Annotated in this window: 24 protein-coding genes, 8 tRNA genes and 1 other RNA gene; 9 read left to right on the top strand and 24 right to left on the bottom strand. The window is 37.5% G+C overall.

Annotation, left to right across the window (positions count from 1 at the left end):
• Window positions 1–60: 60 nt before the first annotated feature.
• The 11 genes from N0B16_RS13705 to tuf all read right to left on the bottom strand — a co-directional run bounded on the left by N0B16_RS13705 (window position 61) and on the right by tuf (window position 9201).
• A complete protein-coding gene (locus N0B16_RS13705; protein WP_262991507.1) occupies window positions 61–1209 on the bottom strand; it encodes a phage tail-like protein in 1149 nt (382 codons plus the stop codon).
• A 10-nt stretch (window positions 1210–1219) separates the two neighbouring features.
• Entirely contained in the window at window positions 1220–3571 is a 2352-nt protein-coding gene (locus N0B16_RS13700; RefSeq protein WP_262991506.1) for a phage tail-like protein, read from the bottom strand.
• A 70-nt stretch (window positions 3572–3641) separates the two neighbouring features.
• Window positions 3642–4328 carry a hypothetical protein gene (locus N0B16_RS13695; protein WP_262991505.1) on the bottom strand — a complete coding sequence of 229 codons (687 nt, stop codon included), beginning with the start codon at window positions 4326–4328 and terminating at the stop codon, window positions 3642–3644.
• A gap of 314 nt (window positions 4329–4642) precedes the next feature.
• The gene (gene rplL / locus N0B16_RS13690) at window positions 4643–5011 is read right to left on the bottom strand and encodes a 50S ribosomal protein L7/L12 (RefSeq protein ID WP_219970376.1); all 369 of its coding nucleotides are present in this window, start codon (window positions 5009–5011) and stop codon (window positions 4643–4645) included.
• 46 nt (window positions 5012–5057) lie between these two features.
• The gene (gene rplJ / locus N0B16_RS13685; protein WP_262991504.1) at window positions 5058–5654 is read right to left on the bottom strand and encodes a 50S ribosomal protein L10; all 597 of its coding nucleotides are present in this window, start codon (window positions 5652–5654) and stop codon (window positions 5058–5060) included.
• Between the two features lie 17 nt (window positions 5655–5671).
• Complete coding sequence (rplA, locus tag N0B16_RS13680) at window positions 5672–6364, bottom strand: 50S ribosomal protein L1 (protein WP_262991503.1); 693 nt, start codon at window positions 6362–6364, stop codon at window positions 5672–5674.
• An 11-nt stretch (window positions 6365–6375) separates the two neighbouring features.
• Window positions 6376–6819: a 50S ribosomal protein L11 gene (gene rplK / locus N0B16_RS13675; protein ID WP_162088342.1), complete on the bottom strand. Its 444-nt coding sequence runs from the start codon at window positions 6817–6819 to the stop codon at window positions 6376–6378.
• A 269-nt stretch (window positions 6820–7088) separates the two neighbouring features.
• Window positions 7089–7631 carry a transcription termination/antitermination protein NusG gene (gene nusG, locus N0B16_RS13670; protein ID WP_262991502.1) on the bottom strand — a complete coding sequence of 181 codons (543 nt, stop codon included), beginning with the start codon at window positions 7629–7631 and terminating at the stop codon, window positions 7089–7091.
• Window positions 7632–7649: 18 nt separating this feature from the next.
• A complete protein-coding gene (gene secE, locus N0B16_RS13665) occupies window positions 7650–7853 on the bottom strand; it encodes a preprotein translocase subunit SecE (RefSeq protein WP_262991501.1) in 204 nt (67 codons plus the stop codon).
• Window positions 7854–7866: 13 nt separating this feature from the next.
• Window positions 7867–7937 (bottom strand) — tRNA-Trp (locus N0B16_RS13660).
• Window positions 7938–7989: 52 nt separating this feature from the next.
• A complete protein-coding gene (tuf, locus tag N0B16_RS13655) occupies window positions 7990–9201 on the bottom strand; it encodes an elongation factor Tu (RefSeq protein WP_262991500.1) in 1212 nt (403 codons plus the stop codon).
• Between the two features lie 252 nt (window positions 9202–9453).
• Here tuf and N0B16_RS13650 point away from each other — a divergent pair, with 252 nt between their 5' ends.
• Window positions 9454–10968 carry a DUF4394 domain-containing protein gene (locus N0B16_RS13650; protein WP_262991499.1) on the top strand — a complete coding sequence of 505 codons (1515 nt, stop codon included), beginning with the start codon at window positions 9454–9456 and terminating at the stop codon, window positions 10966–10968.
• A 102-nt stretch (window positions 10969–11070) separates the two neighbouring features.
• Here the strand turns inward: N0B16_RS13650 and N0B16_RS13645 are convergent, their stop codons facing one another.
• The 12 genes from N0B16_RS13645 to rpsU form a co-directional block, all read right to left on the bottom strand.
• Entirely contained in the window at window positions 11071–12435 is a 1365-nt protein-coding gene (locus N0B16_RS13645) for a sensor histidine kinase (RefSeq protein ID WP_262991498.1), read from the bottom strand.
• The gene (locus N0B16_RS13640) at window positions 12436–13116 is read right to left on the bottom strand and encodes a response regulator transcription factor (protein WP_262991497.1); all 681 of its coding nucleotides are present in this window, start codon (window positions 13114–13116) and stop codon (window positions 12436–12438) included. It abuts the gene before it with no gap.
• 212 nt (window positions 13117–13328) lie between these two features.
• Window positions 13329–13400: transfer RNA gene (locus N0B16_RS13635), tRNA-Thr, on the bottom strand.
• A gap of 39 nt (window positions 13401–13439) precedes the next feature.
• Window positions 13440–13512: transfer RNA gene (locus N0B16_RS13630), tRNA-Gly, on the bottom strand.
• 87 nt (window positions 13513–13599) lie between these two features.
• Window positions 13600–13680, bottom strand: a tRNA-Tyr gene (locus N0B16_RS13625).
• Between the two features lie 20 nt (window positions 13681–13700).
• Window positions 13701–13774: transfer RNA gene (locus N0B16_RS13620), tRNA-Thr, on the bottom strand.
• A gap of 98 nt (window positions 13775–13872) precedes the next feature.
• Window positions 13873–13945, bottom strand: a tRNA-Gly gene (locus N0B16_RS13615).
• A gap of 84 nt (window positions 13946–14029) precedes the next feature.
• Window positions 14030–14110, bottom strand: a tRNA-Tyr gene (locus tag N0B16_RS13610).
• 19 nt (window positions 14111–14129) lie between these two features.
• Window positions 14130–14203, bottom strand: a tRNA-Thr gene (locus tag N0B16_RS13605).
• Between the two features lie 106 nt (window positions 14204–14309).
• Window positions 14310–14600 carry an HPF/RaiA family ribosome-associated protein gene (locus tag N0B16_RS13600; protein ID WP_262991496.1) on the bottom strand — a complete coding sequence of 97 codons (291 nt, stop codon included), beginning with the start codon at window positions 14598–14600 and terminating at the stop codon, window positions 14310–14312.
• Window positions 14597–15484 (bottom strand): tyrosine-type recombinase/integrase, encoded by an 888-nt coding sequence (locus N0B16_RS13595; protein WP_262991495.1) that lies wholly within the window; start codon window positions 15482–15484, stop codon window positions 14597–14599. Before N0B16_RS13595 ends, N0B16_RS13600 begins: the two co-directional genes overlap by 4 nt.
• An 82-nt stretch (window positions 15485–15566) precedes the next feature.
• The gene (gene rpsU, locus N0B16_RS13590) at window positions 15567–15764 is read right to left on the bottom strand and encodes a 30S ribosomal protein S21 (protein ID WP_262991494.1); all 198 of its coding nucleotides are present in this window, start codon (window positions 15762–15764) and stop codon (window positions 15567–15569) included.
• A 364-nt stretch (window positions 15765–16128) separates the two neighbouring features.
• Here rpsU and N0B16_RS13585 point away from each other — a divergent pair, with 364 nt between their 5' ends.
• Window positions 16129–19959, top strand: a complete 3831-nt coding sequence (locus N0B16_RS13585; protein ID WP_262991493.1) for an FIDD domain-containing protein — start codon at window positions 16129–16131, stop codon at window positions 19957–19959.
• Window positions 19960–20065: 106 nt separating this feature from the next.
• Window positions 20066–20465: a transfer-messenger RNA gene (gene ssrA, locus N0B16_RS13580) on the top strand.
• 224 nt (window positions 20466–20689) lie between these two features.
• On the opposite strand, the gene N0B16_RS13575 is transcribed toward ssrA, so the two are convergent.
• Window positions 20690–21175: a YcxB family protein gene (locus tag N0B16_RS13575; RefSeq protein ID WP_262991492.1), complete on the bottom strand. Its 486-nt coding sequence runs from the start codon at window positions 21173–21175 to the stop codon at window positions 20690–20692.
• Between the two features lie 250 nt (window positions 21176–21425).
• Between N0B16_RS13575 and N0B16_RS13570 the strand changes: the two genes are divergently transcribed.
• The 6 genes from N0B16_RS13570 to fabF all read left to right on the top strand — a co-directional run bounded on the left by N0B16_RS13570 (window position 21426) and on the right by fabF (window position 25612).
• Window positions 21426–21998: a Crp/Fnr family transcriptional regulator gene (locus N0B16_RS13570; protein ID WP_262991491.1), complete on the top strand. Its 573-nt coding sequence runs from the start codon at window positions 21426–21428 to the stop codon at window positions 21996–21998.
• Window positions 21999–22082: 84 nt separating this feature from the next.
• Window positions 22083–22475: a DUF4267 domain-containing protein gene (locus N0B16_RS13565; protein WP_262991490.1), complete on the top strand. Its 393-nt coding sequence runs from the start codon at window positions 22083–22085 to the stop codon at window positions 22473–22475.
• Window positions 22472–22996, top strand: coding sequence for a cupin domain-containing protein (locus N0B16_RS13560; protein ID WP_262991489.1), 525 nt, complete (start codon window positions 22472–22474; stop codon window positions 22994–22996). The genes N0B16_RS13565 and N0B16_RS13560 overlap by 4 nt, the downstream gene beginning before the upstream one ends.
• 206 nt (window positions 22997–23202) lie before the next feature.
• Window positions 23203–23574: a cupin domain-containing protein gene (locus tag N0B16_RS13555; RefSeq protein WP_262991488.1), complete on the top strand. Its 372-nt coding sequence runs from the start codon at window positions 23203–23205 to the stop codon at window positions 23572–23574.
• 527 nt (window positions 23575–24101) lie between these two features.
• Complete coding sequence (locus N0B16_RS13550; protein WP_002976354.1) at window positions 24102–24341, top strand: acyl carrier protein; 240 nt, start codon at window positions 24102–24104, stop codon at window positions 24339–24341.
• 26 nt (window positions 24342–24367) lie between these two features.
• Window positions 24368–25612: a beta-ketoacyl-ACP synthase II gene (gene fabF, locus N0B16_RS13545; RefSeq protein ID WP_262991487.1), complete on the top strand. Its 1245-nt coding sequence runs from the start codon at window positions 24368–24370 to the stop codon at window positions 25610–25612.
• Window positions 25613–25617 lie beyond the last annotated feature (5 nt).

Here is a 25617-nt window from a genome sequence, read left to right as displayed (position 1 = left end):
AAGAAAAACGCTGTCTAATTAATAGACAGCGTTTTTTTAATGAGCTAAATAATTAAGTAATTAATTCTTTATACATCGCACCGATGCTCCGGTTGCACGTGGTACAGTTGAAGTAGCGACTGTTGTAGCAGTAAAAGTATATGCAGATGATGAAGTACCAGAAATCGTACTGGTATAATAATTACCATTGGTTCCTTCGGTGCTTACAGCACCTGCTGTACTTCTGACACCTGCAGCAGGTAATTTTAAAACAGAAGCAAATGCCGCATTACCTGTAGCAAACCCTTCCGCAATAAATTCTGCTAATGTAGGAATACGAAAACCGTTAGGACAAGGATTATTGATACCGCCAATTCCTTGCCACAAGTTATTGTTTTGAGTTGAGCGCCAGTCATTAGGCGCCGTACCATTTGTAATAAAATTACCATTACCCGGTACGTCAGTAGTACTTAGCGTAGCAGTTGTTGCAGAAGTACGAACTTGATGCCCGTCTGTTAAACGTCCCCATTGGTAAAGGCTTCCATAAGCAGCAGCGTCAGTCAAAGCAGTTGCAACCTGCGTTGCACCCAGATTACGGTCCATCCACACCCTGCCTGTTGTTGCCGAAGTAACTGTTTGAACCCCATCCCAAAAAGACCATTCACTACCGTTGAAAACAGCCAGCTGATCTGGTGTTGTACCCGTTACATACACCATCATTCCGGGACTTGGATTTACAATATCCGTATATGAGTTTACTCTGGGCAGCACCATCGCCTTATCAGTATCTGCTAAAACCATAATACCGCTTGTCGTATTTGTTGCTGCGACTGTTGCACTGCTTGAAATAACCATTTTTGCCGTAGATATTTCTGCATTGGTATCAGCAACTCCTACACCCGCAGCCGGAGTTAGTGCTCCTGCAGAAAGATCTATATATTGACTTATTGCTGTAGCTCCACTGGTGGTAGAACTTCCAAATTTTATTTTTTTAGTCGCTGAATCAAAAAACAGCGTTCCGGTAATAGGTGCAGGAGTCGTTCCGCCAAGAACAGCTTCACTCGTTACCCATGGAAGAACGATTCCCTTTTGTCCTCCTGCTGCATCACCAAATTCGATCGATACAAAAGCACTTGCCGGAGTCAAAGTTGCTGCAGATTTACCAATGGTAATCTGACTGAAAATCTGCCCCGAAACAAATAAGCACAATGTTATTATATATTTATTCATTTTTCTTTAATTATTGGTTAAAATTATCACATGTCGGATTACTGAAACATCTCCAGGTATTGGAATCGTCATAAATTTTTAGACAGTTAACCGTTGTGTCATACACCATCATCCCTACAACCGGAGCAGTAATTAAAGCCAATTGAGTGGTTGGCATTCTGTTGATTACCAAACCTTTCGTTTTTGCATCTAATACAGTATACGCACCAGTAATTTTCATGGGCCAGTTGCCATTATTACCTCCTCTTGATAAAGCAGTAATACCATTACTTGTAGAAAGACCTCCTGTTCCGGGTGAAGTCGCAGGACGGAAACATCTTGCACAGTCTGCGTCACGTTGATTACTGTTTTGAGCCGTACCAATTCCCTGTCCGACATCTGCAGTTCCGTCCGTATTATCGGCAACACCTGCAATACCACCGGTATTATTAGTTGCATTGTTGACTAGTAAAGGTACACCGTTTGCAGCTGCAACCGTACTAATCACCTGAGAAGGTGTTCCTGTAGTCGTTCCGTTGGCTAATACTTTTATTTGCCCTCTGTAAGGATAATTAGTATCAGACGACGGTAAACTTAATGCATGAATTTGTGTAATACGGACATTTTCTGAACCCTCTACTGCATCAGCACAACCATCACCATCAGAATCGGTATCATATTGATTGGAGATTGAATCACCATCGGGATCACAAAAACCATTTTGTAATCCGTTTCCATTCCCTGTAATATAGGTGGTACCTACAACGGCTTGACTTAGTATTACATTATTTGCGCCCGTTGTATTCCAGGTAATTGTATTAAAAGCATTACCATTATAAAGTTCCAGCGGAAATAATGGTCCATTTCCTACTTTACTACCATACATGCTTACGCTTCCATTTTTATGTATTATAACTCTTACCAGAGGGTTAGTAGCGTTGCCGGTCATCGCGTAAATCTGCGGAATTGAGCCATTACCATATCTCTCACCTCCTATAAATCTTATATTATCTACCTGGTCCGGCTGAAACTGAATCTCACTGGTGGCTAAATTTACTCCGTTTATATTTAAGTTGAATGAATTATCTAAGGTATAAACATCAAATATAAATCCTAAATCTGCTGCCGGTGCTGAAAATGATACTGTTGTACCGTTTGTAGTATTGTATGGCTGATTAACTACTGATTGTGTACATTCAAAAATATCTAAAATTCCATCATTATCAGAATCAAGATCTATGCTGTTTGCCAGTCCGTCACTATCTGTGTCTGATTCTATCGTCGCCGTTGTAGTACAGGTTGTAGTACTTAAACCAATGGTAAGCGTGCGTGTTCCGGCCGTACCTCCACCTGTATATGTCATAGGAACATCAACAAATGTTGTTGTACCGGTAATGGTTACACTTTGATTGACCGTATTAAAGTCGGTTCCGCTTACAGAGATCGTATACGTTCCCGGAGCATATACTGCTGTGATAGGAATCCTCAATGTTCTTGTTGAAGTATATCCCGGTACAAATGGGTTTCCGCTGATAAATGTTGCCCCACCGCAGTTAAACTGAAACGGCAGATAATAATCTACAGAAGCCAAATCTTTACTTCCCGTAAAATTTACTGAAGCATCAAATGTTCTGTCAGTAACAGAAACACCCGTAATCAAATCAACTGTATACAGGACTTGTGGGTTTGTATTATCCACAACATACATTTTACCATTTAGGTAAGCTGATCCTAATGAGTTTGTAATGGTTGCAACCGGGCCTGTAACCTGAGCTACTTGTGCAGCTGTTGCTGTTGTTGCACTTGTTATTGTAATTTTGTATAGATACCTGTTGTTATCTGCTGAATTTGATACAATTGTATAAATATTGTTGAGGTAGTCGAACATTGTATCATTAAGAAGAATACTTACTGTACCTAAATTCCAGGTTGCATCACCGGTAATAACCATAGCGGCACTTGCTGTAGGATAAACCCTATATAAATTCTTTGAAGCACTTTGAAATCCAAAAACCTGACCGAAATAGGTTCCAGGTACGTTGTTAGTACCAAATCCCCCCATAGCAACCGGTAGCGTTACTCCTGTAGCCGCCCCATTTTTATTAATAGCAGATGCAGCCGTTGTATTCGAATGGATATACACTAAGGTATTAGGTTGAGCCGGAGAATCATAACCGACTGCTAAGTTAGTCACCGCAGTTCCCAAATTGGCATTTACACCAGCCGGAGTTGTTACCAAAGTAGGTGTAACCCCGGTAGTAATATCATAAATTCTCCCTGTTGTTGCTGAGGATATATAAAGCCTGCCTAATTGCTGGGAAGATACAGATGTATTAAACAGCACTACAAAAAATGCTGCGAGTAAGAGTATGTTCTTATTCATTTTTTTATTTTAATAATTAAAGAAAAGGCTTATTAATAAACCTATATTCTGACTCCTTAAAAGTCATTAGCTACGAAAATAAAGTATGGGGAGGCGGCCTTACAGAAAAGACTTTAGAGAAACAATGATCTAATGATTTATTATTGTATTGAATATATTTCTGAGAATGAAGATAATCTAGCGCTAATGTTATCAGTATACGATGATACCTATTAACCATTTTTGAATAATCATGGTGATATGGCGGCGTTATATAATCTTTAAAAATCTGATGACCTGCTAAAAACTTACCAGTGAACGGATCCGGATTAAATTGCTGACTCTGAAAATCTTTTTTTTGTTTTTCAAACTCTTTAATCCTTTTATCAATACTGTTTGTTTCTTTTTTCTTTTTCTTGACGGTATTCTTAAACTGATTTTGAAATGGCTCTTTTTTATTAGCAGCATCAGCCACAGATTTGATTATTACTTTACTGTTTTTGTCAGATTGATGATAGGTAAGCTCGCCATTTTTTAAATTCACCTCATTGTTAAGAATCTGCTTATTAAAGTTTTCATCAGTAGAATAGATGTAAGCACCATTGGTCATCACAATGTTTGGCTGCTCTTTTTTAGCGTTAGTAATAGAATCTTGAGCGAAGACAAATGATTGACATAAAAGCAAAATTAAAACTAAAAAAATGCGGAAAATATTGAAATGTTCTTTGTATTTCAAATTTTCAGCACCTATAATTTTAAATAATAAAGCTTTTTTCAACTATAATTCTTTATAGCTGCAAAAATAATCATAATTATGATTCAAACCATATTACGTATTAGTAATATATGAAATCTATCAAATTTCAGTAATAATGTTGAGGTGAAAATCATGGGTTTATTTTAATCTATTTTCCTTCGACCTTTTTTACTCATATTTTATCTCCATACTGTATTTCTGCGATAAGGAAAATACCAAATCGAATAATATTTATTTTGATGGAAATACGCTATTTAAAATCGGACAGCATTACATAAACTAACAAAAAAAGCCTGAACAAAAATGTTCAGGCTATAATATAATGTAAAATAAAATTACTTCAATTCTACTTCAGCACCAGCTTCTTCAAGTTGCTTTTTAAGCGCTTCAGCTTCGTCTTTAGAGATACCCGTTTTGATAGCAGCAGGAGCTCCGTCTACGATATCTTTAGCTTCTTTAAGACCAGCACCAGTTAAATCTTTTACCAATTTAACGATTGCTAATTTAGATGCACCAGCAGCTTTAAGAATTACGTCGAATTCTGTTTTTTCTTCAGCAGCTTCAGCTCCACCACCTGCAGACATAACTACAGCAGCAGCAGCTGGCTCGATTCCGTACTCATCCTTAAGGATAGTAGCTAATTCATTTACATCTTTTACGGTTAAGTTTACTAGCGTTTCCGCTAAATTTTTTAAATCTGACATTGTTGTAATGTTTTTGTTGATTATTTATTTAATTTTTTGAGAGTCTTTATTCAGCACTTGGAGTTTCTTCCGTGCTTTCTGCAGCAGGAGCTTCCGGAGCCGCCTCAGCAGGTGTTTCTTCTACAGCAGGCGCAGCAGTTTCTTCTGCTTTAGCTTCTCCTGTTTCAGATTTGTTTTGAAGAGCAGAAACCACTCTTTGAATTGGTGACTGAAGCAATCCGATGATTTCACCGATCATTTCTTCTCTAGACTTAATGCTTACTAAGGCATCAAGATTATTATCACCCACATAGAAAGTTTCCTGTACAAAAGCAGACTTTAATGCCGGCTTCTCTTCTTTCTTTCTGAAATCTTTGATTAATTTTGCAGGACCGTTTGCAGTCTCAGCAACCATTAATGCAGAGTTTCCTTTGAAAGTCTGGAACATTTCAGAGTAATCTACTCCTTCAATCTGTTCCATTGCTTTTTGCAAAAGTGTATTTTTTACTACTTTTACTTTGATATTCTGTTTGAAAGCCTGTCTTCTGAAGTCAGAAGATTTTGCAGCGTTCAAACCGTCTAGATCTGCTACATAAACTACTTTTGCATCCTGAAGCAAGTCTTTGATCTCTTGTATTGCTACAACTTTTTGGTCTTTTGTCATTGTCTTAAGGATATATATTAGTTAACAGCTTTAGTATCAATTGCAATCCCGGGGCTCATGGTAGAAGACAAATAAATGCTTTTTACATAAGTACCTTTAGCTGCAGTAGGTTTCATTTTGATCAATGTAGAAATTAATTCCTGAGCATTTTCTTTGATTTTGGCAGCATCGAAAGATACTTTACCAATACCAGCATGAATAATACCGTATTTATCTACTTTGAAATCAATTTTACCTGCTTTCACTTCAGTTACTGCTTTACCAATTTCCATGGTTACAGTACCTGATTTTGGGTTAGGCATCAAACCTCTTGGTCCTAAAACTCTACCCAAAGGTCCTAGTTTACCCATAACAGCAGGCATAGTAACGATTACGTCAACATCTGTCCAACCGTCTTTTATTTTCTGTAAATATTCATCAAGACCTACATAATCTGCACCCGCTTCTTTCGCTTCTGCTTCTTTGTCCGGAGTTACTAAAGCCAAAACTTTAACATCTTTACCGGTACCGTGAGGAAGAGATACAACACCTCTTACCATTTGGTTTGCTTTTCTTGGATCTACACCCAATCTTACAGCGATATCTACAGAAGCATCAAACTTTGCCGTGTTCACTTCTTTTACAAGAGCTGAACCTTCTTCAAGGTTATAGATTCTTCCTTTTTCTACTTTGCTTAAAGCTTCTTTTTGCTTTTTAGTTAATTTTGCCATTTCTATTAGTTTTAAGCGTTAGTGGGTTTAGTTCCTGTTACTCTTAATCCCATAGATCTTGCAGTACCTGCAACCATAGAAAGAGCTGAATCCATTGTAAAACAGTTAAGGTCTGTCATTTTATCTTCTGCAATTTTTTGAACTTGCGCCCAAGATACTGCCCCTACTTTGTTTCTGTTTGGTTCACCTGATCCTCCTTTGATCTTTGCAGCATCCATTAACTGAATTGCAGCAGGTGGTGTTTTAATTACGAATTCGAAAGATTTGTCTTCGTATACCGTAATTACTACCGGTAGAACCTGACCAGGCTTATCCTGCGTTCTTCCGTTGAATTGTTTACAAAACTCCATAATGTTTACACCGGCAGAACCTAATGCAGGACCTACTGGTGGAGACGGGTTTGCTGCCCCTCCCTTCACCTGAAGCTTTACCATTTTAAAGACTTTTTTAGCCATTTTTTCTTTTTTAAGTTTGAATAATTAATGAGTTGGAAGCATTTATTATTCAGCAGGTTACCTACTCACAAATAGTAATCCTACTTTCGGACTGCAAAATTATGAAATATTTTTTAATTAGCAAATACATAACTTATTAAATTTCAGATAAAATAAATATTTATTAGTCAATTTTTTACAGTAGAACAATAACGCTCATCAAAACTTTCTTTTTAATAATAAAAAATACCGCTCATTTCTGAACGGTATTTTTTATTTTTTATAGTAATTTATACTTTTTCTACTTGCATAAAGCTTAGTTCCATCGGAGTTTTTCTTCCGAAGATCAATACTGAAACTTCGATTTTCTTTTTATCCTCAAGAATTTTTTCTACCGTACCGTTGAATCCGTTAAACGGACCGTCGATTACTTTTACGTTTTCGCCAACGATGAATGGGATTTCGGCATCTGTAGCAAATTCTGAAAGCTCATCCATTCTTCCGAGCATTCTGTTGACTTCAGACTTTCTCATTGGAACAGGGTCTCCGCCTTTGGTTAAGCTCAAAAAAGAGATTACTCCGGGAATATTTTTGATAATGTGAGGAATCTCACCCATCAAATCTGCTTCTACCATTAAGTAACCAGGATAATAAGGCTTTTCTTTAGGTACTTTTTTACCATTCCTAAGCTGAATAACCTTTTCCATAGGAATAACCACCTGAGTCACATATTGTTCAAACCCAAAGCGCTTGATCTCTGACTCAATATAGTTTTTCACTTTATTTTCCTGTCCGCTGATTGCTTTCAGCACATACCATTTCAATTCGCTCATTATGGGAAAATACTTTTATTAGTTGAATACGTTGATTAGCATCCCTATTATATTGCTGATTGCTTTAGAAAACAATTCATCAATTCCGAAGGTAAATAATGCTAAAATAACCGTTGCAATCGTTACTACAATAGTTGAAGACTGCAGATCAGACCATTTTGGCCATTCTACTTTATGTCTGAATTCGTTATAAGAACCTTTTAAAAATTCTACTAAGCTCATTATTTTCTTTTTGCACGGGCACTAGGATTCGAACCCAGATCAACGGTTTTGGAGACCGGTATCCTACCATTGGACGATGCCCGTAGATTAAAAAGTTCCGTAAGTTTCCCTACGGAACTTTTATATTATTTTAGAATTAATCTAAGATTTCTGTAACCTGACCAGAACCAACTGTTCTACCTCCTTCTCTGATCGCAAATCTAAGACCTACGTTAAGAGCGATTGGCTGTAACAATTCTACAGTGATCTCTAAGTTATCACCAGGCATTACCATTTCTACACCTTCTGGTAAGAAGATCTCACCTGTAACGTCTGTAGTTCTTACATAGAACTGAGGACGGTATTTGTTGTGGAATGGAGTGTGACGTCCACCTTCTTCTTTAGAAAGGATATATACAGAAGCTTTCAATTTTTTGTGTGGCTTCACAGAATCTTTCTTAGCGATTACCATACCTCTCTTGATGTCAGTTTTTTCAATACCTCTCAACAATAGACCTACGTTATCACCAGCTTCACCTCTGTCTAGGATTTTTCTGAACATCTCAACCCCTGTAATTGTAGAAGTTAATTTTTCATCACCCATCCCAACGATATCAACAGGATCACCAGTATTGATAATACCCGCTTCAATTCTACCTGTTGCAACAGTACCTCTACCTGTAATAGAGAATACGTCTTCAATCGGCATCAAGAATGGCTTTTCTGTATCTCTTACCGGCTCTTCGATCCAAGTATCAACAGCATCCATTAACGCTTCAACACTTTTAAACCATTGATCATCAGAGTTTACAGGGCTTGCGGTAGCAGCAGTAAGTGCACCAAGTGCAGAACCTTGAATTACTGGAGAATTATCACCGTCGAAATCATAAGTAGATAATAAATCTCTAAGTTCCATTTCAACAAGCTCTAATAATTCAGCATCATCTACCATGTCAACTTTGTTCATGAAAACAACAATTCTAGGTACGTTTACCTGACGGCAAAGTAGGATATGCTCTCTAGTCTGAGGCATAGGACCGTCTGTTGCAGCACATACTACGATAGCACCATCCATCTGAGCAGCACCAGTTACCATGTTTTTTACATAATCCGCGTGACCTGGACAGTCAACGTGAGCATAGTGTCTTTTTTCAGTTTCGTACTCAATGTGAGCAGTATTGATAGTAATCCCTCTTTCTTTTTCTTCAGGAGCAGAGTCAATCGCAGAGAAGTCTTTTTTCTCAGCAAGACCTTTGCTCGCTAATACAGCACTGATCGCTGCAGTAAGTGTTGTTTTACCATGGTCAACGTGACCAATAGTACCAATGTTCAAGTGTGGTTTGTTACGATTAAACGTTTCCTTTGCCATGATTTAAATTATTTATTTTATTGTTTTATTCAATTTTTCAGTGTGCAAATATAATGAATTTTTAAATACTAAAATCTTTTTCTGTAAAAAAAAACAAGTTTCATATCCAAAGTATCCGCTGCCTATATATTTATAAGTATTGCGATGCAAATTTACACAAATTTATTAACTGAGAAAATCTGTTTCAAAATCCAGCAGGCTTTTTTCCTCGTAAGTATTATTAATCTATTTAAACATTAAAAAATTAAACTTATGAAAAAACTACTTACTTTTTATCTGGCAGCTTTTGCTGTCGTAACATTATTCTCATGTAATGATTCTGATGATGATGATAATGATATGATGACAGACATGGCAATTCCGGCCCCGGATCTCATGGTATACGGAATTACCGCAACCAACGAACTTGTACTTTTCAATGCAAATAATGCTTCCACATTTTCTTCAAAAACCGCTGTAACAGGTTTGGGGTCCGGAGAAAAATTATTAAGCATAGACTTCAGACCGGCAACTGGTGAATTGTACGCTGTTTCTGACGCAAGTAAATTTTACATCATCAATACTTCAAATGCATCTGCAAGAGCCGTAAGCACAACGGCTTTCTCGCCCGCCATTTCAGGCAGTATCGCTTCTATAGACTTTAATCCTACGGTTGACCGGATCAGACTGGTAACAAACACCGGACAAAATCTCCGTTTAAACCCTGAAACAGGGGCCATTGCTGCAACTGACACAAGTGTTGCAAACACATCTTCCGTTTCCGGTATTGCGTACACCAATAGCAAATCCGGCGCATCTTCAACGATTTTATATGATCTTGATGCAACGTCTGGAAAACTATTTAAGCAGGATCCTCCGAATAACGGAACTTTAGTAGAAGTGGGAGCTTTAGGAGTTACCTTCACGGGACAGGCTGCCTTTGACATTAATTATGATAATACTGTTGCGCTCATGGCTGCAACAAGCGGATCACAGAACAGTTTATACGCCGTAAATCTTATTACAGGAAAAGCTTCAGGTATTGCATCGCTGTCACAAAAAGTAATCGATCTTGCGATCCCGACAGAAGCTGTGGCATATGCAATAGATAATTCAAACGCGTTACAGATTTTTAATCCCAACAATCCTATGCCGGTCATGAAAACAATAACCGGTTTACAGACAGGGGAGAATATTTTAGGAATTGATTTCCGTCCGCTTAACGGACAATTATATGCATTGGGAAGCACAAGCAGACTGTACACGATTAATCTTGGTACTGGAGCGGCTACAGCTGTGGGAAGTGCGCCTTTTAGCACCGCACTTTCAGGAACAGATTTCGGTTTTGATTTTAATCCTTTGGTTGATAAAATCAGAGTAGTAAGCAATACGGGGCAGAATCTTCGATTAGATCCTGTAACGGGAACCATTACTGCTGTAGATGGAGTAATTAATCCTGGAACACCGATGCTAAGCGCTGCAGCGTATACCAATAATTTTGCAGGAACTACTGCAACCACCTTATACGTGATAGATCACAATACGGACAAATTGTATCAGCAAAACCCTCCTAACAACGGAACTTTAGTAGAAACAGGTTCTTTAGGAATCAATATTACCAGTACGAATGGATTCGATATCGGAAGCAAGAGCCAGAAGGCTTATCTGATGGCAATGATCGGAACCACCACAAAAATCTATACTGTGAATTTATCTAACGGATCAACGACCGTTCTTAAAGATTACCCAAATCCGGTAAAAGCATTCACGGTTGGCTTAGGTTTTTAGAAATACAGATTTCAATTATATATAGTTTGAGGATCCCGAGATAGAAATTCTATTTCGGGATTCTCTTATTACTATGCTTTAGGTTATTTAAAAATTATTTTATTATTTATTAAAAACCACAACAAAACGGTTCTTTTTCTCTGCAGGTGACTGATAAGAAATCGCTGCATTATGGTATTCTAAAATTCTTTTTGCAATTCTCAGCCCCAATCCGGATCCTGTTATATTCTGAGAATTGTTTCCGCGCATAAAAGCGTCAAAAAGCTTGGGCCGCTCTTCCGGCAAGATGGTATTTCCCACAGAAGTCACTTCCACCATAAGCTGTGTTTCGCTTTCGGTAATTAATACCTTTGCTTCGGAATGATCCGAATATACTGCCGCATTTTTAAATAAATTGATAAAAACGATGGTCAGAAGTGAATGAATCCCTCTTATAGTCAAAAAATCCTGGTCAGATTCATTTTCAGCGATCAGGAAATCCATTTTCAGGTGGGGATAGTTTTTCTGAACCCGGTCAAAAGATTCAAAAACCACCTCATCGATTCGTACCTCTTCATAAATGGTCTGGATATTTTCTTTATCAAATTTGGTGAGCAACAATAAAGAATTGGTAAGGTCAGATAACTGATACACATCTTTCAGCATTTGCTGTAAAGCAGAAAGTGTTTTAGGAGAATGCTGTTCTAATTTAATTAAATTTTCCAGCTGAAAAGCCATTCTGGTAATCGGTGTCCTGATTTCGTGGGAAGCACTTGCGGTAAAATCTTTCTGGGACTGGAAAACATCATTCAGCCGTACAATCATCGTATTAAAAGATTGGGCAAGAATGCTGATCTCGTCATTTGACTGCTCTACAGGGATCTGAGTAGCAAGTTTATGGGCAGTAACTTCAGAGATTTCATTATTAAGATCTTCCAAAGGACGCAGGAATTTTCCCATAAAGTAATAACTTAAAAACCCGATGAAAAGCGTGCTCATAATGTATGCCGTAATCAAAAGATATTTTAAATAGGCCAATTTCGACTGCCCGTTGGTATCAAAAGCACTGGTAAGAATGTAATAATTTTCGCCGTGTATATTTTTTAATGCTGCATAGATTTCAGGAATTGTTTTCTCGCTGTAAATGGTCTTTTTCTGATCCAGCTCTTTCAAAAGTGCATTGTCCCAGCTGACTTTTCTGTTTTTTACAGTGCTGTAAATAAGTTGCTTCTTACCATTAAAAATAAGAATGGTTTCGTTTAAAAGAAAATTATCTGAATGCTCACTGAAAAAAACAGGAGCTTCCTGCTCAAAGTTTTTTGATTTTGAAATAAAATCTGAAGTAAATTCTAAGCGCTGAATAAATCTGTTCTTAAACTCATCTCTCCTGAAATCATTAAAAGACATGTAAATAATGATGAGTACAATCCCGAACAGCAACGAAAAGGAAATGCTGAGTGTAAGGGCGATTTTTCTTTTTAAGGACATCTATAAAGGATTTAGGTAATATCCGAATCCGGAACGTGTGTGTATCAGCTTCACTTTAAAATCTTTATCTATCTTTTTTCTTAAAAAATTAATATATACCTCAACCGTATTGGTATTGGTGTTAAAATTATGCTCCCACACGTTTTCTGTAATCTGCTGCTTAGAAACCGTTCTTCCCTGTGCTTCTGCAAGATACGCCAGTAACTGAAATTCCTTCAGGGTAAGTGCAATTTCGTTCCCGGCTCGGTACACTTTCTGTTCGGTCTTATTGATAATAAGATCATCGATTCTGATGATTTCCTGATCTGAATTGTCGGAAGGAGATTTTCTTCTTAAAAGAGAGTTGATTCTCAGAAGTAGTTCTTCAAACTGAAACGGTTTCACCAGATAATCATCCGCAAGTCGTGTGAACGCATCTTTTTTATCGGCAAGGTCGCCATATGCTGAAATGATGATAATGGGTGTGTTTTTATCAAAAGAACGAATGGTTTGACAGACGTCTAAACCATTTATTTTCGGTACATTAATATCCAGCAAATACAGATTATAGGTATTGTCTTTAATCTGTCGGAGAAAAGTATCCCCATCATAAATTTTGTCACAGGCAAAATGATTTGCCTCCAAGAACTTGCAGAGCTCGGCAGAAAGGATAAGATCGTCTTCCAATAAAAGGATATTCATCAACAGTATATTTAATTACGAAATTAATCAAAATTAATAGGATTCCGTAACGATTATACTAATCACGGGTTAGTTTTAATTAAATTTTAATTTGACAATCTGAGTTTGAATTATTTCAGGACAGGATCTGCGAAAATGCCAATACCGATTTATAGTAGTTATTTGGTATGCTTTAAACAAAAAAAATCCCGAAAAGAATCGGGATAAATCTGAGCCAACTACGGGACTTGAACCCGTGACCTCTTCCTTACCAAGGAAGCACTCTACCGCTGAGCTAAGTCGGCCTTAAACAAAAAATCACACTCTGCAGCGTGATCTTGTTGAGCGGAAGACGAGGGTCGAACTCGCGACATTCAGCTTGGAAGGCTGACGCTCTACCAACTGAGCTACTTCCGCAATTTTGTTTCCAAAATTATTGGTAAACGCTGTGCAAACTTAGGAAAAACCTTTTATGTTTGCAAGTTTTTTTCTTAATATAAACTGTGGGAAGAGCAGGATTCGAACCTGCGAAGCCGAAGCAACTGAGTTACAGTCAGTCCCATTTAGCCACTCTGGAATCTTCCCTCATGTTTATATTAAAATAGAGCCTCCAGAGGGATTCGAACCCACGACCCCGAGATTACAAATCACGTGCTCTGGCCAGCTGAGCTATGGAGGCATTTTAAATTATCCGGTCTGAAAATAACAGAGAAACTCTACTCTACATTTTTCAGCAGTTTAAAAAAAAATCACCCTTTTACAGTGTGATTCTTATTGAGCGGAAGACGAGGGTCGAACTCGCGACATTCAGCTTGGAAGGCTGACGCTCTACCAACTGAGCTACTTCCGCAATTTTGTTTCCAAAATTATTGGTAACGGTCTGCAAACCTACAAAAAGCAAGTAAGAAATGCAAGACTTTTTTTAATATAAATGTGGGAAGAGCAGGATTCGAACCTGCGAAGCCGAAGCAACTGAGTTACAGTCAGTCCCATTTAGCCACTCTGGAATCTTCCCAGACATTGTATATTAATTGAGCCTCCAGAGGGATTCGAACCCACGACCCCGAGATTACAAATCACGTGCTCTGGCCAGCTGAGCTATGGAGGCAAAATAAAAAAGATTTCAAAAGATCGATATTCCTTTTTGCGAGTGCAAATATAGAATAGATTTTTTGAAATCTCAAACTTTTTATTGACTTTTTTAATTTAAATTTTTAAGCTAATTCTTTTTTCTTGATTAACAGTTTCTTAGCGGCATCAACGCACATATCTAAACTTTCTTCGAAAGAAGCCGACGTCTTTTTTACAACAATATCTTCACCGGGCACGACCAGAATAAGTTCCGCATTTTTATTTGCCTTATCCGAATGGTTTTCAACTTTTAGCAATACTTTGCACTCCAGAATTTTATCATAAAATGTTTCAAGTTTGCTTACTTTTTTTTCGATGTGAGACTCTAACGGTTCGTGTGGAGTTAACCCGATTGATTGTACTGAAATCTTCATAATTCTTCTTTTTTAATTGCTCTTGGATGAGCCTGATTAAACACTTTTTTCAACTGTTCTATATTGGCATTCGTGTACACCTGTGTGCTTGCAAGGCTTGAATGTCCTAATATTTTTTTTACTTTTGAAATCTCGGCCCCGTTATCCAAAACGTGTGTTGCAAAACTGTGTCTCAGGATATGCGGGCTCTTTTTTTCTTTAGAAGTAACAAGACTAAGGTACTTATTAACTATTAAATAGACAAACTTTTCCGTCAGTTTTTTGCCCTTCTTATTGACAAAGAAATAGGACGCATACTCTTCCAACGGCTTTCGTATTTTCAAATAGTTTGCAAGGATCTCTGCAAGATCTTTTGAGATGGGGATGTATCTTTCTTTATTTCCTTTACCCAGAATCTTCAGCTGTCTTTCTTCTATATGTACGCTTTCAAATATTAAGCCACAAAGCTCTGCTTTTCGGATTCCGGTCTGGTATAAAAGTTCTACGATGCACTGGTCGAGAATATCAGTTTTTTCATCTTGAATTTTGGTTTGTAGAGTGATCATCTCTTCCTTCGACATAGGAATCTGTTTTTCAGGATAAAACTTTAAGGATGGAATGCTTTCCACAGGGGAAACTTTGATTTCTCCTAATTTTAAAAGGAAAAGATAGAAGCTACGAAGAGAAGACAGCTTCCTGTTGATACTTCTTTTGGAAATATTTTTTTCGCTGAGATCTGCAATAAAATTTCTGATTATCTTTTTATCGGCCCTGGAAATATCTTCTGAAGATTCGGTATCAAGATAAAAATGGCAAAAATCCTCAAGATCTTTCCGGTAACTTGTGATGGTGTGAGGAGAATACCTCTTCTCAAACTGCAGATACTCTAAGAATTTTTCGTGCATAATTATCATATGATATAAACAAAAATCACTTCTCAAATATAATTATTTAAGAAGTGATAATGTATGTTTTTCAAGAAAATTCTTAAGCCTGCTCTTCCTTGCTTAAACCTCTTTGCTTATAAGCCGCTTTTAATCTGGCTTGTCTAAGGGTTACAGAAGGCTTGATAAACTGCTGTCTTGATCTTAACTGACGAACTGTACCAGTTTTATCAAATTTTCTCTTATATTTTTTAAGTGCTCTGTCGATGGACTCACCATCTTTTACCGGGATTATTAACATATATTACATCTCATTTTGGATTGCAAAAGTAAAACTTTTTTTTGGTATTCCAAATTATTCGGCTGAATATTATTTTTTAATTACAAAATATCAATGTAAACATCATAAAAGATGCTCTATATTCTTTGTTTAATTCATTCCAAGGATTCAAAAAAAGAAACAATATTTTATTAATATTCAGATGTTTATTGTATTTATAATTTTACTTAGATTTGCAATTACTAAAAACTATAAACCAAATAACTAAAAGAACGGTAAATTTCTGATTTATGTTTTGATGCTTATGCTACCGCAATCAGCCTGTTATTTCATTATACTTTTTAAACATTGATTTTAAAGATTTATTTTAATAAAACATAAATTCATGGTAAAAAAACTACTGTTTTCTTTTTTATTATTTTTCTACATTTCTTTTTTTGCACAGGAAGACTGTAGTTCTGCTATTACAGTATGTGGAAATTCAAACATTAACTACACCCCTTCCGGAATCGGAAATGTAAATGAAAGCCTTGGAGGATGTTTATCTTCAGGGGAACATCATTCCGTTTGGTATAAATTTACCATTGCCACCAGTGGAACGCTTACCTTTAACCTCACTCCGGCAGGAGCGGTAGATTACGACTGGGCAATTTATGGCCCGAATGTAAGCTGCGCCAACAGAGGCAATCCTATACGATGTAACGCTTCAGGAGATTTAGGAAGTACGGGAATGAATATGACCAATACCAATCTTACTTCTGCAGGAGGAAACACCACTCCTTATTGCAGATATATGGATGTGGTCGCTGGACAGACATATTATCTTTATTTAGACAACTGGTCTTCTACGGTTTTTACCTTTAATTTAACCTGGGGCGGAACGGCTACATTCGTCTCTCCCTTCAACAGCCCTACCATTGCACCAAACCCTTTTATTCCACCGGGAAATCCAGGTGCCAATATAAATTTACCCAGAGAAATCTCTATTTGCGGAAATACGGCGGTCTTCAATTTTGCAACTTTGAGCTCAGGAATCCTGAACGGGAATGCCAATTTTACGGTTACTTATTTTAACAATGCGAATGATGCGGCGACAGGAAACAATCCTATTACAGCTCCCACCACTGTAAATACCATCGCTACTTATTATTACAGCATTAATTATCATGATCCGAACAATCCGGGCGCGACCATCAACGCATGCCGGCAAACCGGATCTCTAGTGTTTAAAAACAAAAGCTTAACGGCAACCATAACCGCTTCTGCGACCACCATCTGTGCCGGCGGAAATGTTACACTTACATCAAGCAATGCTACCGGAAATACATGGTCAACAGGCGCAACAACTTCATCCATTACCGTAACCAACCCAGGAACTTATACACTGACAAGTACGAATGGAATCTGCACAAGTCCGCAAGCTTCCGTAACGATTGCTTCAGATACAGATCCTAATGTACAGATTGCCGGAAATCTTTCGATTTGCGAGTCGCCGACCCAGCTTACCGCTTCGTCAAACGGAACAGGAAACACTTATAGCTGGTCAACCGGAGCTACCGGAAATGTTATTTCTACCTCTACTCCGGGAATTTATACCGTTACAGTAAAAACACCTGCCAATTGCCTGTATCAGAAATCGGTTACCGTTGTACAGGGTGTGATTCCTGTAGTTCAGAATGCTGCTTTGAGCCAATGTTCCAATACGACAACGGGTACTTTTAATTTAACTTCGGCTCAGCCTAATATAAGCACGACCTCCGGAGTGACATTTGATTATTATGTAAATCAGGCAGATGCTCTTGCAGGAAATACCAATACTATTGCAACTCCTACAGCATATATTTCGGGGAACGCGATTATTTATGTCCGGGTGAAGTCTGCAACCTGCTCCAAAGTTGCTCAACTGCAGCTTACTGTTACTCAACTTGCAGCTCCCGCAATTACCAGCTCATCAAACACCATTTGTTTTGGAGGAAATATAATCCTTACCTCTAACCAACCGACAGGAAATACCTGGTCAAACGGTGCCACAACGCCATCAATTACCGTGACAACAGCAGGAACCTATACTTTAACTAATACAAACGGACTTTGTACAAGCACACCTGCATCTATAACTATTACTGCAGAGGGCGATCCTAATGTTCAGATTGCGGGGAATTTGGTTTTGTGTGAATCTCCTGCACAACTTACTGCATCGGCGTCCGGAACAGGAAATACGTACACCTGGTCAAATGGCAGCACCGGAAATACGATTTCAGCTTCAACTCCGGGAATTTATACCGTTACCGTAAAAACACCGGCCAATTGTGAATATCAGAAATCTGTTACCGTGACGCAAGGTATTGTTCCTGTAGTGCAGAATTCGACTTTAAGCCAATGTTCGGGGACTTCAACAGCAACATTTAATCTAATAAGCGCACAAACCAATATCAGTACCACTTCAGGAGTAACATTTGACTACTATGTAAATCAGGCAGATGCCGTAGCCGGAAATACGAATACCATTGCAACACCAACTGCCTATATTTCAGGAAATGCCATTATTTATGTTCGGGTAAAATCTGCAACCTGCTCTAAAGTTGCTCAATTGCAATTAATTGTCAATCCAAAGCCGCTGCCGGTTATTACTGCTTCAGCAACGGCAATTTGTAATGGAAATACCGTAACATTAACCTCAAATTTAGCTACCGGAAATGTTTGGTCAAACGGACAAACTACGCAAAGCATCATTGTTTCCAGCGCCGGGACTTATACTTTAACCAATAATAACGGGACATGTACGAGTGATCCTGTTTCTATAACTATAGCTGCCGGAACAGATCCCAATGCGCAAATCAGTGGAAATTTAACTTTTTGCCAAGGAAATTCCACTACATTGACCGCAACTGCAACCGGTACGGGAAACACATTTTCTTGGTCCAATGGCGTTAATGGAACAATCAATACCGTTACAAACGGAGGAATTTATACGGTAACCGTTACAACTCCAAGCGGATGTCAGTACCAAAAATCGGTCACCGTTATTATGGATCCTGCCATTACAATTAATATTGCTCCACCTGCACAGATTACCTGTACTACTCCACAGATTGTGCTAAATGCTTCAACTTCAGTTTATCAGGCCGGATCGACTTTTTTATGGACGGCAACCGGTGGCGGAAACATCGTTTCAGGAGCCAATACTTTAACACCGACCATTAATAACGGCGGAACTTATACGCTTACTATTACAAGCCCTACTCCACAAGGATGCACAAAACAGGCTTCAGTGACTGTTCTTAAGAATACCACACCACCTTCCATAACGGTTACAGCCCCCAATCTTACCATCTGTAAAGGGCAGTCTATAACACTAACAGCTTCTGGAGCCGCCACTTACACCTGGACCGGATTAACAGGAAGCGGAAACATTCAGACGGTTGCACCAAACTCCACAACGACTTATACCGTAACCGGCGTCGGAACAAACGGATGCGCTGCACAAACCGCTGCAACCATTACCATTAATGTTGTTCCTGACATTTCTTCTTCTTTGCACAATATTGAAATATGTAAAGGCGACACCACTATATTAGACGCAGGATCAGGTACAAACTACACGTATGTATGGAGTACAGGAGCCACCACACAAACAATCAGCACTTCTACAGCGGGGACTTATACCGTAACCATAAGTAATGGAGTCTGTTCGAAAACATTTACAGCCATTGTTTCTTATATTGTTACACCAGAAATTACTGAAGTGGTATATAACAACAATACTTTGACAATCAATGTAAAAAACAGCGGAAATACCGCTTTGGAATACTCAATTGATGGCGGAATAACTTGGCAGTCATCAAACGTTTTCACCAATATTTTCAGAAATACGCAGTATACCATCAAAGTGAGAAACAGAGGCGCTGCCTGTGATTCAAGTACAGAATACTATACGTTTTTCATGTCTAACGTCATCACTCCGAACAGCGACGGGATCAATGATGTAATTGATTTTAGTGAAATCAGTAAATACGGAAATTTTGACGGAAATATTTTTGACAAGTACGGCAAGGTTATTTTTAAGCCGACTTCAAAAACTCCGATTTGGGATGGAAAATATATTGGAAGACCTCTTCCGACCGACACGTATTGGTACAGGTTATTTTGGCTGGACAGAATAACCAAAAAGCCTGTAGAATCATCCGGCTGGATTTTGCTTAAAAACAGAGAATAATAATTTGAGATGCCGGAAATTAATTTCCGGCATCTTCGTTTTAATGCTATAAATTCAATATGAATCTAATTTAAACAAATTTCGTATATTTGTAGTCATTATTTACGGGGTTGACTGGTTTCGACAGCAAGGTCAATGGGTAAGTAAGCATGCAGAGAACCGTAGCGCGATCTCTTTAATCCCTTGCTACACACTTTTAACTGGCAACGAAGAGTTCGCTCTTGCAGCTTAATCCGAATAAAGTAAGATTCTAAGCGCTTTCCCGAAGATAGTAAGGAAGCAAGATGTCTCACAAATGCTCCGTTCTACGGCGTTTGATCCTGAGATATAGTAATGTAGAAATAAGGTTTTAGACGCTTCGGCTAAAACTCGAAAACCTCAGAAGATAAGCTGGAAGTTGGGTGTCTGCTCTCTGCCCCCAGTCGAAAACCAATAGCAGAATAAGCATGTAGAAATCTTATGTATTGCTTGTTTGGACGAGGGTTCGAATCCCTCCAACTCCACATTATGATTAAAGAGAATTTGTAAATTATTGAATTTCAAATAATTACATCTTCTCTTTTTTTTATGTGCCAAATCTACCCAAATTTTAATATACTTTATAATGCGAATTATGATAAAATTAGATTTTTTAAAAAAAATTAAAATCTTGGAATGAGCTGTTATTGTTCTGCAGAACTTTATTCATTACAAAAATCATTTCGTTTGGTAATATTATATAGATCTCTGTTTATTTAATCGTTTTTACTGACCCTAAAATTTCTTGAATGTGTTTTATTTGCTCTGGAGATAGATTTTTTTTAGGAATCAAGATAGCAGATAAATTGTTTTGATAGATTAGAAACCAATTTTTCTTTTCAACGATTTTATAAATTTTCGACCAGAGAATTTCCATATAGAAGGATTCGCCTTTGATTTTTATCTCATCTTGGGCTAAATCCATATCTAATGTTTCCCGTAGATGATTGCTCGAGTAATAATTTCTTATAATGGTAGTAAATATCACAGTCGGCTGAATCACGGCAATCAAAAGTAAAGTGATGTATTGATAAATTACAGGTTCTGGTAGATTTAAAATATGTAAGTGGTAAAGCGCAATCCATAGCGCGAGTAATAACGCGAAACAGACAAGAAATATCATGATTGGCTTTGAATAGGTTAAGCTAAATAATATTTTCAAATATTGTCTGATGGTCACTTTTGCTTTTAACTTCATTCTATCGTTTTTGAGATTTTCAAAATTTAATCATCACATCTGTCATCTAACGCCATTTAATCTACTATAAGTATCGTGTTCTTTCCATATGTTTCCTTAAAAAGCTTCGTAAGAACAAAATTATAAAATTCTTCACCTGATTTTTCACTTATTTTACGAGGTCTCAAACATAATAGAAAATTCAGTAAATTCGGAGGGAAGTTAATGATTTTAATCTAAGCTTAGGGAATTCAAATAAGGAAAACATAGCATGATAAAAAGTTTACTTAATAACATTCAAAATCTGATAGAATTAAACCAATCCGAAAAAGACATTGTCACTTCTTTATTTAAAGAGAAGGTTTATAAAAAAGGGGACTTCTTTTTAGAAGAAGGGGAAATTTGCAAACAAGTTGGATTTATTACAAAGGGGTTGATGAGGTATTACATTAATCATGATGGTGAAGAAAAAACATATGCTTTCTCTCAAGAAAATCAGTATGCATGCAATTATGAAAGCTTTCTTCCTCAAAACCCATCGTCAAAGATTATTCAGGCTTTAGAAGACAGTGATGTCTTAGTGATTTCGTATAGTGACCTGCAAATACTCTATGAAAAAGTACGTAACGGGGAACGTTATGGCAGAATTGCTATTGAAACGGTTTTTTTGCAAATGTTGAAGGATATCCATTCATTGTATACAGAATCACCTCAAGTACGTTATGAAAGATTTTTAAATAACCATCCAGATTTGCAACAAAGAATTTCACAATATCACATCGCGTCGTTTGTTGGTGTAAAGCCACAATCACTAAGCCGCATTCGTAAAAGAATTTTTAAGTAGAATTTGATTTATTAACTCAGGTGCACGAATAACGTGTCCCGCTATGCTAATTTTGTGTCATTATTAACACGTAAAACAAATAGCATGACTACTAAAATTTCTTATGGGATCGCATTATTATTAGGTTTGGGAATGATTTTTCTTGGCTCCCGCTTTTTTTGGTCTCCCGAAACAGCAACAGCCGAATATGGCATCCATTTTAATGTACAGGGAGATTATTCATTTCATTATATAAAAGGTATTAGAGACATATTCTCCGGGCTGATCATTTGTGTTTTTGTGCTATTAAATGAGCGGCGGGCTTTGGGAGTAACGCTGTTAGCGGGAACAATGATTCCACTTAATGATATGCTTATCGTGCTCAGCAAAAGTTATAACAGTATCTTTCAGGCGCTGCCCCATATTGTTGCCATCGTAATCTGTGCTGTATTCGGGATAATATTACTAGCCACTAAATCCCAGTCTAAAACGCTATGAAAGCAGCAGCAGGATATATCAAGCTGATTCATTCAATTGACAGCGATAATAAAAGCGTATTGGAACTGAATATTCTTCCCGGAGAAAAAACTCCGTGGCATTATCACACTTTCTTCTCAGAAACATTTGAAATCCTAAAAGGATGCCTGGAAGTAGGAAAAGGCAAAAATATCCTCCATTTAAAGCAGGGAGACATAGCTACCATAATGCCAAATGAAAAACATTACTATCATAACGTTTCTAATGAAAAATGTACTATAACCACCACCATTGTTCCCGGAAATAAAAACTTTGAAACTGCCCTTTTTATTTTAAAGGGTCTTGCTAACGATGATTTGACCAACAATTTAGGAACACCCAAGAGGTTTATAGATTTAGTATTGTTTGTATATTTAAGCAATTCCAGAATGGTTGGGGTTCGGAAAATAGCGGAGCCGGTATTTAACTTCTTTGCTAAAGCCGCTATTAAAAAGGGAAAACTTATTGAATTAACACAAAAATATTGTGTCGGTATTCTATAAAATAGATTGTTTACTCCTGTTTAACTTCATGAAATGCTGTTCCAAATTTATAATATTAAAAACAAAACAATATGGAAAACCTGAAACCTACTCCGATTACAGTAAACCCGACAGGCGGAGAAATATTATCTGTTGCTGGAGGTAATTACCGCATACTTGTATCGGGCAAACAAATCAATGGCGCATTTGCGGCTATTGAAATGCTAGTGCCCCCACAAAATGGTCCGGGACCTCATTCCCATGCCGATTTTTATGAATCCTTTTATGTAGTAGATGGCGAGGTAAACGTATATTCCGAAGCCGGATCCTACACCGCAAAAAAAGGGTCTTTTGTAGTGGTACCCAAAGGAGGAATCATACATTATTTTAAAAATGTAAGTGATAAGACGGCTCAATTGCTTTGTACGGTTGTTCCTGCGGGACTAGAAGAGTTTTTTGAAGAGATTGGCGATCCTGTAGCGGCAGGTGAATTTCTTCCGCCATCACCGATGAGCCCCGAATCGATTGAAAACTTACAGGCTACAGCGCTAAAGTATGGACAGGTAGTTTATCCACCAGACTTTCTCAATCAGAAATAACATTTTTTCATAAGTTAAATACTTGAAAATTGATCCGATAGTGTAAGAAATGCACTCATGAAGAGTTTTTCAGAATAGGTATTAATCTAATGATTCAATCAAGATTCACACGGTGATGAATCTTTATTGAAAATGTTTAATTCTATAGTTCGAGATAACTTTTAAATATTACTAATTATCTTACTGAAAGCATGGATACAAAGATTAAATAAAATTAAAATCTTGATATCAATGTAAAACTGTAGTCTCTTCAACGCATCGAATTAAAAGGTAATAAAAGTAATCGGCCATTCTCTTAAAATTAAACAGTTCGTTATCTAATTTATTCTGCAAAGTAACACCCATAATATAATCCAACATAAATTTGACAATACTGTATAAAAAAAAATCTAAACACCTGGAAATTAAAATACTAAACACAGACATCATAAAATACCGCTCTTCTGCCGACAAAAAAGTGTAAAAAAATGTTTTATCGTAAAGAATTTTATATATTTGCACCATCTAACAATAAAAAAATATTTACTATGTCAGACATTGCATCAAGAGTAAAAGCTATCATCGCTGATAAGCTTGACGTTGAAGAAACAGAAGTAACTCCTGAGGCTAGCTTCACGAATGATTTGGGAGCAGATTCACTAGATACAGTTGAGTTAATTATGGAATTTGAAAAAGAATTTAACATTCAAATCCCTGATGACCAGGCTGAAAAAATTACTACTGTAGGGCACGCTATTGCTTATATAGAAGAAGTAGTAAATAAATAATATCTTCAATAGGAAATTACAAGTTTATGGAATTAAAAAGAGTAGTTGTAACCGGCTTTGGCGCAATAACACCCATCGGTAATAATGCGAATGAATACTGGGAAAGCCTTGTAAAAGGTGAGGGCGGTGCCGCTCCGATTACTCTTTTTGATGCCAAAAATTTCAAAACGAAGTTTGCGTGTGAAGTGAAAAACTTCGATCCGTTGCAGTATTTTGATAAAAAAGAAGCAAAAAAAATGGATCGTAACACTCAGCTTGGGATGGTCGCTGCCAGAGAAGCAGTAGCCCACTCAAGAATTATGGAAGATCAAGTAGACAAAAACAGAGTCGGAGTAATCTGGGGATCGGGAATTGGCGGTTTAGAAACCTTTGAAACGGAAGTTTTAGGGTGGGCAAACACAGAAATTCCAAGATTTAACCCATTTTTTATTCCCAAAATGATTGCGGACATTACACCGGGACACATTTCTATAGAATATGGTTTCCACGGTCCCAATTATACCACTGTTTCTGCCTGCGCTTCATCTGCAAATGCATTAATTGATTCCAAAATGCTGATCCAGCTTGGTAAAGCAGACGTTATTGTCTGTGGAGGCTCAGAAGCCGCTATCACGGCAAGTGGCGTTGGAGGATTTAATGCAATGATGGCACTTTCTACAAGAAATGACGATCCTACTACAGCATCAAGACCGTTTGATAAAGACCGCGATGGTTTTGTCTTAGGTGAAGGTGCGGGAACGATTATTCTTGAAGAATATGAACACGCTGTAAAGCGCGGCGCAACAATATACGCAGAATTATTAGGAGGCGGTATGAGTGCCGATGCACATCATATGACAGCACCACATCCTGAAGGTCTGGGAGCTTATTTAGTAATGAAAAATTGCCTCGAAGATGCAGGATTAACTGCTGATGAAGTAGATCATATCAATATGCATGGTACCTCTACTCCATTAGGAGATGTTGCAGAATCCAGCGCAATTTCAAGATTATTGGGTGAGCATGCATATGACATTCAGATTAATTCTACAAAATCAATGACCGGCCACCTTTTGGGAGCTGCAGGCGTCATTGAAGCTATTGCTGCTGTAGGAACCATTATCCATGGTATTGTTCCACCTACCATCAATCATTTTACTGATGATGAGAATATCGACAGCAGGCTTAATTTTACCTTTAACCATGCTGTGAAAAAAGATGTGAAAGTAGCCATGAGTAACACTTTTGGATTTGGTGGGCATAATGCTTGCGTTCTGTTTAAGAAAATCTAATTATT

The organism is Chryseobacterium gilvum (assembly GCF_025628965.1).
In the GTDB taxonomy this organism is placed as follows: Bacteria; Bacteroidota; Bacteroidia; order Flavobacteriales; family Weeksellaceae; genus Chryseobacterium; species Chryseobacterium gilvum.
Note: the sequence above shows the minus strand (reverse complement) of the source record. Positions and strands in the feature narration are given on the sequence as shown.

What these genes read in the sequence shown, in the direction of transcription:
- N0B16_RS13705 (WP_262991507.1), bottom strand. Translation starts at nt 1,209, where the DNA reads ATGAATAAATATATAATAACATTGTGCTTATTTGTTTCGGGGCAGATT.
- N0B16_RS13700 (WP_262991506.1), bottom strand. Translation starts at nt 3,571, where the DNA reads ATGAATAAGAACATACTCTTACTCGCAGCATTTTTTGTAGTGCTGTTT.
- rplL (WP_219970376.1), bottom strand. Translation starts at nt 5,011, where the DNA reads ATGTCAGATTTAAAAAATTTAGCGGAAACGCTAGTAAACTTAACCGTA.
- rplJ (WP_262991504.1), bottom strand. Translation starts at nt 5,654, where the DNA reads ATGACAAAAGACCAAAAAGTTGTAGCAATACAAGAGATCAAAGACTTG.
- rplA (WP_262991503.1), bottom strand. Translation starts at nt 6,364, where the DNA reads ATGGCAAAATTAACTAAAAAGCAAAAAGAAGCTTTAAGCAAAGTAGAA.
- rplK (WP_162088342.1), bottom strand. Translation starts at nt 6,819, where the DNA reads ATGGCTAAAAAAGTCTTTAAAATGGTAAAGCTTCAGGTGAAGGGAGGG.
- nusG (WP_262991502.1), bottom strand. Translation starts at nt 7,631, where the DNA reads ATGAGCGAATTGAAATGGTATGTGCTGAAAGCAATCAGCGGACAGGAA.
- secE (WP_262991501.1), bottom strand. Translation starts at nt 7,853, where the DNA reads ATGAGCTTAGTAGAATTTTTAAAAGGTTCTTATAACGAATTCAGACAT.
- tuf (WP_262991500.1), bottom strand. Translation starts at nt 9,201, where the DNA reads ATGGCAAAGGAAACGTTTAATCGTAACAAACCACACTTGAACATTGGT.
- N0B16_RS13650 (WP_262991499.1), top strand. Translation starts at nt 9,454, where the DNA reads ATGAAAAAACTACTTACTTTTTATCTGGCAGCTTTTGCTGTCGTAACA.
- N0B16_RS13645 (WP_262991498.1), bottom strand. Translation starts at nt 12,435, where the DNA reads ATGTCCTTAAAAAGAAAAATCGCCCTTACACTCAGCATTTCCTTTTCG.
- N0B16_RS13640 (WP_262991497.1), bottom strand. Translation starts at nt 13,116, where the DNA reads ATGAATATCCTTTTATTGGAAGACGATCTTATCCTTTCTGCCGAGCTC.
- N0B16_RS13600 (WP_262991496.1), bottom strand. Translation starts at nt 14,600, where the DNA reads ATGAAGATTTCAGTACAATCAATCGGGTTAACTCCACACGAACCGTTA.
- N0B16_RS13595 (WP_262991495.1), bottom strand. Translation starts at nt 15,484, where the DNA reads ATGCACGAAAAATTCTTAGAGTATCTGCAGTTTGAGAAGAGGTATTCT.
- rpsU (WP_262991494.1), bottom strand. Translation starts at nt 15,764, where the DNA reads ATGTTAATAATCCCGGTAAAAGATGGTGAGTCCATCGACAGAGCACTT.
- N0B16_RS13585 (WP_262991493.1), top strand. Translation starts at nt 16,129, where the DNA reads ATGGTAAAAAAACTACTGTTTTCTTTTTTATTATTTTTCTACATTTCT.
- N0B16_RS13575 (WP_262991492.1), bottom strand. Translation starts at nt 21,175, where the DNA reads ATGAAGTTAAAAGCAAAAGTGACCATCAGACAATATTTGAAAATATTA.
- N0B16_RS13570 (WP_262991491.1), top strand. Translation starts at nt 21,426, where the DNA reads ATGATAAAAAGTTTACTTAATAACATTCAAAATCTGATAGAATTAAAC.
- N0B16_RS13565 (WP_262991490.1), top strand. Translation starts at nt 22,083, where the DNA reads ATGACTACTAAAATTTCTTATGGGATCGCATTATTATTAGGTTTGGGA.
- N0B16_RS13560 (WP_262991489.1), top strand. Translation starts at nt 22,472, where the DNA reads ATGAAAGCAGCAGCAGGATATATCAAGCTGATTCATTCAATTGACAGC.
- N0B16_RS13550 (WP_002976354.1), top strand. Translation starts at nt 24,102, where the DNA reads ATGTCAGACATTGCATCAAGAGTAAAAGCTATCATCGCTGATAAGCTT.
- fabF (WP_262991487.1), top strand. Translation starts at nt 24,368, where the DNA reads ATGGAATTAAAAAGAGTAGTTGTAACCGGCTTTGGCGCAATAACACCC.